Raw genomic sequence first — 8283 nt, 5'->3', positions numbered from 1 at the left:
CTGTATTTCATCTTATGCCTTGTGTGTTTGGCAAGTTCCCCTGTTGTATCATTATGAATGATATTATAAATGGATTGGTGGGACACCTTTATTCCCTCATTCTTGCGCAGATAACCTGATATTTGTCGTGGAGACCACTGGTCATTGGTGATATATTCCTTAATTCTCCAGACTAATTCGTTAGAGAGCCTGGCGTTCTTTACCGTTCTCTTTCTGCGCTGCATAGCCATATCGTGCGCCTTTGTCCAGATATACTTTTCTGATGGCGTGCTGTTGCGTTTGATTTCACGTGATAGTGTTGACTGACTGATGCCGACGATTGTGGCAATCTCTTTTCTCCCTGTTTTCTTTTGGAGTAAGGCGAAAATTTGCGACCTTTGCTCCGAGGTTAATTGATGATATTTCACAATACAAAGTTAATTAATCTTGGGGAGACAGAGGTCTCCCTTTTTTATTTGTATTGCTGGTTGTTTTTTTTCCTCGCCGAGAGATGCAGACAACCTCTCGCTACGCTTCGAGAACGTCTGCATCTCTCGGCGAGGGCTACTCTTTTATTGCACTTCGTTTTGGAACTTGCAGTAGAAATAATGTGAAGCATAGCAATTTTACTGTATTATTATACAAGCTTAGGTTTGCGCTATTTTATGTTGAGCCATGCAGCGAAGGAGATTAATTACAATCTTCTACCTCGCTTCTTTCTGTTTGCTTGGTTTCTGAGCTTGCGCTGCCACGCTGTTTCTGCATAGTCATCACCATGTGCGGATGGTGTAATCAAATCGCCCAACCCTTCCACCGCTTCATCGGCTGCACTAATGATGGTGTCTGCCACTGCACCAATGGGATTCTGCACTTGTGAGGTATCATTGTCTCGTGAGATAGAGGAGCGGCTTGGAGGTATGAGTTGATAACCTGTATCGGGATATTTGTTCTTGTCTGTTGGCTCTTGTACTGTTTGATGTGGTTTCCTTGACTCTTCCTTGTTAGTTGGTTCAAAATTCTTTTGCAAAGAACGGTAGCCGAACTCCCTGCCGATTTCGGAAGCCTTGAAGGATTGCCCTGCGTATGAGAACTTCAAGCCATATACCTTGCTCTGCTTGTTCTTCATACGCTCTATGGTAATGCCGTTTTTGTTCAATTCATAAAGGAACATGGAATGCCCCGTGACACCTGTTCCTTTGTACTTGTCAAGCAAGGTGTAGCAAATCTTCTGCACCTGCTGCTTTGTTTGCTCTCTTGTAAGGCTGGCTTTTTCCTTTTGGTGTTTCCTTTCTGCCTTGACCTCTTTTGCAATGGTCAAGCCTTTCTCCCTGCTGATTTCCTCTGCCACCCTTGCAGCCCTATTGCTCACAAAGGTGGTATCATAGACTTCTCCATACAGACTGATACGGTTAGCAATTATGTGAATGTGTCTATTATCGGTGTCCTTGTGCGTTACTGCCACCCATTGGTGGTTGTCAAGTCCCATTCGCTTGGCAAACAAATGGGCTATCCACATATATTCGGACACAGACAGCTTTTTCTCGTCCTGCGGTGCGATGCCAATTTCGATACGGAGAAACTTGTTCCTGCAACGGCTGTTGTAGTTACTGACCACTTTCATTTCCTCATAGATAGTCTTTGGATCTCTGCTGCAAAGATTGTGGAATGCAAGCCGACTACCGAGTTTGCCTTCCCTGAAAATATAGTCCAAAGCTGTGCTTCCGTGCGCTATCGCCTTGCATTTACCTATCATTTCTTGTTAGATTTAAGACCTTATATACCTCATAATCCACACGAAAATGCGGGTCGTAAAACCGCTTAAATGCCTCTTTGGCACATAGCGAAAGGTTCTTGGTGATATGTAGCCAATCCTCGTCCTTGAGCTTGATGAGATTGGAAATCTGCCCATAGAACCTTCCTGTATGTTGGAGAATGGCAATGGCTTCCCTCTCATTGTCTGTCATCTTGGGAACGGCTGTTACTTCTCCGTTAAGGAGTATTTCCCGACAATAATCGGAGAATTTCCGTCCCGTGCTTTCCGCCCTTGATTTGATACGTTTCTTCTCTTCACTGGTACATCTTACCTTGATGAACTCCGTTTTGTTCATCCGCTGTTCTTCTTTATCCTGTTGCTGCCATCGGGCAGCTTTTCCTTTATATCTGTTCATATAAGTTTCCTTGAAAGTTTATCATTGTAGATGATTTATTACCTTAATTCCTAAATACTGACCGATGAGAACGGAGTGATTACGGTCTTATCTCCCCGATAGTCTGACGAGGGGAGCAAGAGCAGTTTGTGGGTACAAACTGACGTCTTGCAATATCAGCTAACGAAACGTTTACGCACAAGGCGTTTTGCTGCTTGAAAGTGAATGCTGTGCATTCCGTGTTTAACTGTGTTCGTGGTGTTCTCATCATTCAGTATGTTTGACAAATGTCTGTTGCTATGTTCTCTAAAAAAGGGTTGAGGGTTTTGAGTGGAATAATAGCCCCTTTTCCCAAAAGTCCTCGCCCCTTTTCCTGTGCCTCACAGCTTTCTCCACTTCTCTATGTCCTCACCATACTCCTCCAAATGAATGCGCACGATGTTTTCCACAAAACTTGAAAGGTTGCTGCCCCTGTCGCCCAATCTGCGCACGATGAAGTCGGCACGCTCCTGTGTGTCCCTGCTCAGATAGACCGCCTTTCGGTTGCATAGTTTGGTTGGCACAAGATAGGCTTGCTTGTAGGCTTCGAGTGTTTTCTTCCTCATCTTGGAGCTGACGCGTCTTTGAACAGTCGTATTCTCAGTATGCTGTGTATGCTCGGATTTCCCAGAAGTGATATCCGCTTCTCTTTGGGTAACACTGTCCTCATTCATTTTTACGTCCGTTGTTGTTTCCTCCACAGGAATGGGTTGTGCTTCTGTCTGTGGGATTACCTCATTGTCCATTTCATCATCTTGGTTGTCCAAGAACCACGAAAGGTCTTTGTCTTTCATCATTGTTTTCTTTTTCATTTCTCTATCTGATTTTATGTTTGACTTGTTTTGATTCCTTGTTTTGATTTTGGTCTGTAACCGACATGTGTGCCTGTTTCTGCCCTTTATGCTTCTGTCGCTCACGGACACGACTGACATGAAACTCGTTGAGGTCTTTGAAATCCTTGTAGTGTATGCTCATGTCCTCAACATGAAAGCCTGCCCCTGCAAACTCCTGTACAGCTCTCCGCCCTGCATCGTCATTATCAAGAAAGGTACGAATGAAAGATATTCCCTGCGCATTCATATACCGAATTGCTTTGGCGGTATTGCTCACGGAGTTTAGCACAATACAGGCATTTGTTACTTCTTCTTTCATTGAAAGAAAAGAAAGAAAATCCATAAAACCCTCGAATACACAAGTTGGCTGTATTTGGTTTATTATCTTGTCGGTGAATATAGGAGTAATGTCTTTCGGAGCTATCGTTCCCTTGAACGTGCCATTGTCCCGAAGTTCATGCCCTCCTGATTGATTGGCAAAGCCGATGGATTGATAGCGCCTGCCCCTTACCTCATAGCTGATACATTTAAGGAAAGGCTTTGCCTTTTCCAAATCAATGCAGCGTACCTTTGTAAGATACTCCTGCAAATGTGGCGGTAGGGTGCCTGATATACTTATCAGTTTCCTTGTCTCGTTTGCAGCCATCGTAGGTTGGAGATTGTTTTGTGAGAAGTCTTTGTGAGAACTATATACTGTATTATCGGAAGCGTTCTGCCCCAAGTGGTGGATGGCTTCCGATAGCGTGCAGCCCTCCAAACGCATACAGAGGTCGATGATACTTCCGCCCCTGCATTCGGCATAGTCTATCCAGAGGTTCTTCTGTGTGTCCACCTTAAAACTCGGATGCGTTTCCTCTCTGAGTGGTGAGCGGTACAGCGCATAGGAAGGTGTCCTACGTACAGGCTTGATGCCTTTCCTTTCAAGATACTCCACGATGGAGTGTCGCTTGATGAGTGATAAATCTTCTTCTTTCATTGCTTGAATAATTTAAGTGATTGAGTTATAATCGATTGTCTGAATTATAATCGATTGTCTGAATTATATTTGATTGCATTTGAATGAATTTCCCTTTTCCTAAGTCTTTCCCCTCCAAACTTTTTCATCTTTCTTCTTACTACATACTATTTTGATATAAGTAGTTGATTTCCAATATTATTTTTTAGTACCAAGTCATACTACCAACCTACTACATGTGCCTACTACATCTGATAGTTGCAACTGCCTAATAAAGGACAAGGCAATATCTTCCTTACCTTATATACATAGATGGGACTGCCACCCTCTCGCCTCTTGCTCACTTTCTCAAAGCCTGCCCTTTTCAGGGCTTCGCCCATGTGCTTTAAGGACAAGGGATGATGCGTGTAAAGTCCCAAGTAGGTGATTATCTCTGTGGTGGTCATATAGGTACATTGGGGATTATCCTCCGTAGGTTTCTCAAAACAGCACAACAGTAGTTCCATTTCTGCCGTCTGTACTTGGAATTCCTCACTCTCCCTGTATAGTTCCGTTATCCCTTCATCGTCAAACCAATAGCGGAAACCTATGCTCAGCAAGGCTTTCGTTTCCGCATAGACATTATCCATAGAAACAGCCTTTGCTCTCTCAATATCTATGGAAAGCACTTCAAAGGGCAGAAACCGTCTGCTGCCTGTGGGGTCGGTAAGGAAATCGTTACCATTTACCGATGCAACGAAACTCGCCAAATGTGGATGTTCCTCCACATACTTGTCGTAAGGCATACGGTACTTGACCATCGGGCAGGTGATGAGGTTTTTCAGTTCGTTCTCGTCACGCTTGTTGAGGGCTTTGAGCTGGTCGTCAATGTTTACGATGAGGTTTTGCCCTATATAGGTAAGCGTGTCCTTCTCTTGCGGATATATCTTTCCCGTGTAGCTGTAACCATGCAGGGCAGGTGGGCAGAGCAAGTCAAGGAAAGTTGTCTTGAACTTGCCCTGCTCGCCTGTCAGTACAAGACAGGTATGGTTACGGCATTCACGGTCGTCCATGGCGTTGGCGACCACTGCCACGAGCCATTTGGTAAGGTATGGCAGCCACTTGTCAGAGTTGCGCACAACTACGCAACTTGCCAATTCGGGAATGGCTTTCAATGAAAGGGAAGAAATATCACAATGGTTATTGTGTTCATTATTACCATTACCACTACTGCCATGAATACAACTATCGCTATTGCCACTATAATTACCTCTGCTATTACCAATATCCACCAAGGGCAATCCATTGAAATACTCCTGTATGGGATTGACACGTGGAGAGAAGCTGCTCTCTATAATGGAATAGAGGTTGTCGGAAGATGTGATAATCCCCACATCGTTGTCAAGTTCCCTGCGGAGCGTGTTGATTTCATAGCGACCCACTTTTGAGAAGTGAGCATCTTCCTTGCTTCGGTATTCGGTTCGCCCCAACACCGTGTTGTACCTAAACTCATAATAAGAGGAGAAATAGGTTTCTATCTCACCATTTTTGGAGGAAGTCTTCCTTTGCTTGGGCGTATTATTTTCGTCCACTGAATTGCCTTTATCTGCGTTCCTTTTCATTATATGCTTGGTTTGGTTTCCGAGAGTGAAGTTATGAAGAGAACTGGAAAGTTCCAAGCATTCAAAGAGTGCTTGCATAATGTTGCGCTCATTGGCAATAAAGTTCGCACGGATTTTTATGGAGATGGGGAAAGAAAAAACTTATTTAAGCCTGAACTAAGTCAAGACGGGGGATAAAATAACAAGAAAAGGCAGAGGTAGAAGTGTGCTCTTTGCACACGTTTGCAGTATTCTACACCGATATTACAAACGATAGAATCAGCACAGAAATATGGTAGCGTTTGTCCACACCAAGAGTGTCACAAGCTGCCACTTGGGCGAATAACGATTGAATAGGAGATACAGCACCATATCTTTGTACCCAACGGACGGTGAAAGAAAAAAAATAGGGTAAGAAGGTGCAAACGGCTGCTGATAAAATGCATTGTCTTTTTCCTTGAAGTTCCCGATATTTCCCTGCTGTTCCCTGCTGCTTTGAAGTATGACAAACTCATCATATTTTTGCAGGCATAAACGTGCGATGAAACGCAGAACAGACAAAGGTGTTGTCAATACCAACAAGACAGAATTACAAACAAAATAACAATAAAACAATGGGATATTTTATCATTACGGATTCAAACTGGGCAAAGCTGAGGAACGAGATACTCTGTCTTGCCGAAACTTGCCACAAGGCATTTGGGGAACAGAGCAAGCATACCGATTGGCTGCACAACGGTGATGTGTGCAAGTTGCTTAACATCAGCAAGCGCACATTGCAGCACTATCGGGATACAGGCGTGCTGCCTTTCTCGCAAATCGGGCATAAGTGCTATTACAAGCGTGAGGACGTAGAGCAGTTACTCCAAACCAAAACAGAGAAATCAAAAACGGATAAAACTAAAATCAACAAATAAACACGAAGATTATGGAACAGGTAAGAGATTTGAATATGGAGGTGGACGATATGCAGGTGGTGCTGTCCGCTATCTACGGAGTAAGCAAGAGAATTAAGGAAGTTGCTCTGACACACAAGCCGCTGTTTGGAGGTGAGCATTTCCTCACAGGCAAGGAAGTGTGTGAGCGGCTGTATATCAGCCCTCGCACCTTGCAGGACTATCGGGACAGGAGAGTTATTCCCTATACGCAGTTTGCAGGGAAGATACTTTATAAGGAGTCGGATTTGGAAAGGATGTTGGAGGAGAATTATAAGTAGTCGTCCCTCAAGAACTCGACTTACAACCAGCAAAAGGTATTGGATAACACCTTTGTTTCGTTAAAGTTGGAATCCACTCCTTGAATACTCCATTTTATCATAGTTCGAATAAGGCACAAAAGAAGCCGCATGGCTCTTTTGAAGTTGAATGCAGCCGCAGCGAGCATCACGTTGATGGCATCACCCAAGAGACCCTTGTAGAAGTTCCTCCCCAATCGATGATCTGCCTTGCAGTGCCCTATGACAGGCTCTATTCCTGCTCTCTTGCGGAAGAACATTTGTTTTTTCTTTTTCGTGTGTGGCGAGTCGCTTGCCTTGGGAACGCCGGGTATCATGATGTTCGTCTCTCCGCACGTTTCCTGCCCGCGATACCCTCTGTCCCCAGCGAGTCTTTTGATTTTCCTGCCATAGACCCTGCCGACCTGCTCCATTGCCTTGTCTATCGTATGACCGTCGTATTCATTGCGGAAAGATAATGCACCGACAATGAGACCATTCCACAGTCTGACAAGGGAGACTTTATTGCCGAACTCGTATTTCTTGTGGTCCTTCCCCTTGCTGATGCACAACACGTCCGGCTCATGAAGGGAGTAGATCTTGTGACCGTCCATTCTCTCGCCGTTAACAAACTTCATGCAGACCTCAATACGTTCTTGGTAAGAGTTCTCAGGGGGCAAATTCCGAACCAGCTCGCGCAACAGCCTTCCGGCGATGGTGCGCATCCGACGGTCGGCTTTCCTTACCTTGGCTGAACTGTTCTTCCTGCCACGGAAACGCTGCACAAGCTTAAGTCTCTTGATTTCCCCGGCATAGCTTTGGCGCACCTTGAGATGCTCTGCATGAGCCACGTCGCGGCAGAAACCGATGATTTTATTCAGGAGTTTCGAATCCGTGGGGAACGTGACGTTCTTCTCCTGCACGGTTGAGTCGATAAAGGCTGTCTGCTCGGTGTCGGACTTGCGTCCACGACCGTCCTTGCCGTCATTTCTGTTTTCATTCTCTTTCCGCTTGTCGTCAAGCAGCAGGTTGACCCGGATGCTCTCCTTGAGAATCAACTCCATGCCCGCCTCGCCAATGCGATGGCGGAACTCCACGAGTTCCGTCGGTACGCAAGGCTTGGCGATGGTGAAGGATTCCATTCCGCAAAAATACTGGTAGTAGGCGTTCTCCGAGAACTGTTCCACGACGCTCTCGTCCGAGACGTTGCGAATATGCTTCAGCACTATAAGACCGACCATCAGGCGGATAGGCTTGGCCATGCGTCCGTTGTCCTTACAGTACAAGGGGGCAAAGGAACGCTCAAAGGTTTCCCAATTTATCAGATTGGCAAGTTTGTACATTGGATGGGTGGGATTGAGCATGGATGCCAAGTCCCAAAACATTGATACCTGATGGGTGTTGGATGGAGATTTATACATTGTTGATTTGCAAGATTTTACCATGCAAAGATACAAAAACTTGTAGATATATACAAATAATAGAAAGGCTATTTTATTGATAATCAATAGGTTATTTACTTTTCAAGGGACGACTA

General features: G+C 44.9%; 9 protein-coding genes. 2 read left to right on the top strand and 7 right to left on the bottom strand.

The features are described from left to right. The 6 genes from E0E16_RS10740 to E0E16_RS10715 form a co-directional block, all read right to left on the bottom strand. Positions 1 to 407: helix-turn-helix domain-containing protein (locus tag E0E16_RS10740; protein WP_165444201.1), on the bottom strand; the 407-nt coding region annotated here is incomplete at its 3' end. Between the two features lie 266 nt (positions 408 to 673). Beyond that, a complete protein-coding gene (locus E0E16_RS10735) occupies positions 674 to 1732 on the bottom strand; it encodes a relaxase/mobilization nuclease domain-containing protein (protein ID WP_130830291.1) in 1059 nt (352 codons plus the stop codon). Further along, positions 1722 to 2147: a plasmid mobilization protein gene (locus tag E0E16_RS10730; protein WP_130830290.1), complete on the bottom strand. Its 426-nt coding sequence runs from the start codon at positions 2145 to 2147 to the stop codon at positions 1722 to 1724. The genes E0E16_RS10735 and E0E16_RS10730 overlap by 11 nt, the downstream gene beginning before the upstream one ends. 359 nt (positions 2148 to 2506) lie before the next feature. Further along, positions 2507 to 2977, bottom strand: a complete 471-nt coding sequence (locus E0E16_RS10725; protein ID WP_130830289.1) for a DUF3408 domain-containing protein — start codon at positions 2975 to 2977, stop codon at positions 2507 to 2509. Between the two features lie 4 nt (positions 2978 to 2981). Then, the gene (locus E0E16_RS10720) at positions 2982 to 3974 is read right to left on the bottom strand and encodes a toprim domain-containing protein (protein ID WP_130830288.1); all 993 of its coding nucleotides are present in this window, start codon (positions 3972 to 3974) and stop codon (positions 2982 to 2984) included. A 224-nt stretch (positions 3975 to 4198) separates the two neighbouring features. Beyond that, on the bottom strand, positions 4199 to 5632 hold the full coding sequence (locus tag E0E16_RS10715; RefSeq protein WP_130830287.1) for a virulence-associated E family protein: 1434 nt from the start codon (positions 5630 to 5632) through the stop codon (positions 4199 to 4201). Positions 5633 to 6147: 515 nt separating this feature from the next. Between E0E16_RS10715 and E0E16_RS10710 the strand changes: the two genes are divergently transcribed. After that, positions 6148 to 6450 (top strand): helix-turn-helix domain-containing protein, encoded by a 303-nt coding sequence (locus tag E0E16_RS10710; RefSeq protein ID WP_025878259.1) that lies wholly within the window; start codon positions 6148 to 6150, stop codon positions 6448 to 6450. 11 nt (positions 6451 to 6461) lie between these two features. Then, a complete protein-coding gene (locus tag E0E16_RS10705; RefSeq protein WP_028901922.1) occupies positions 6462 to 6749 on the top strand; it encodes a helix-turn-helix domain-containing protein in 288 nt (95 codons plus the stop codon). A 20-nt stretch (positions 6750 to 6769) separates the two neighbouring features. On the opposite strand, the gene E0E16_RS10700 is transcribed toward E0E16_RS10705, so the two are convergent. Next, positions 6770 to 8167 (bottom strand): IS5 family transposase, encoded by a 1398-nt coding sequence (locus tag E0E16_RS10700; protein ID WP_130829655.1) that lies wholly within the window; start codon positions 8165 to 8167, stop codon positions 6770 to 6772. Between the last annotated feature and the right edge of the window lie 116 nt (positions 8168 to 8283).

The organism is Prevotella rectalis, from assembly GCF_900607215.1.
Taxonomy (GTDB): Bacteria; Bacteroidota; Bacteroidia; order Bacteroidales; family Bacteroidaceae; genus Prevotella; species Prevotella brunnea.
Note: the sequence above shows the minus strand (reverse complement) of the source record. Positions and strands in the feature narration are given on the sequence as shown.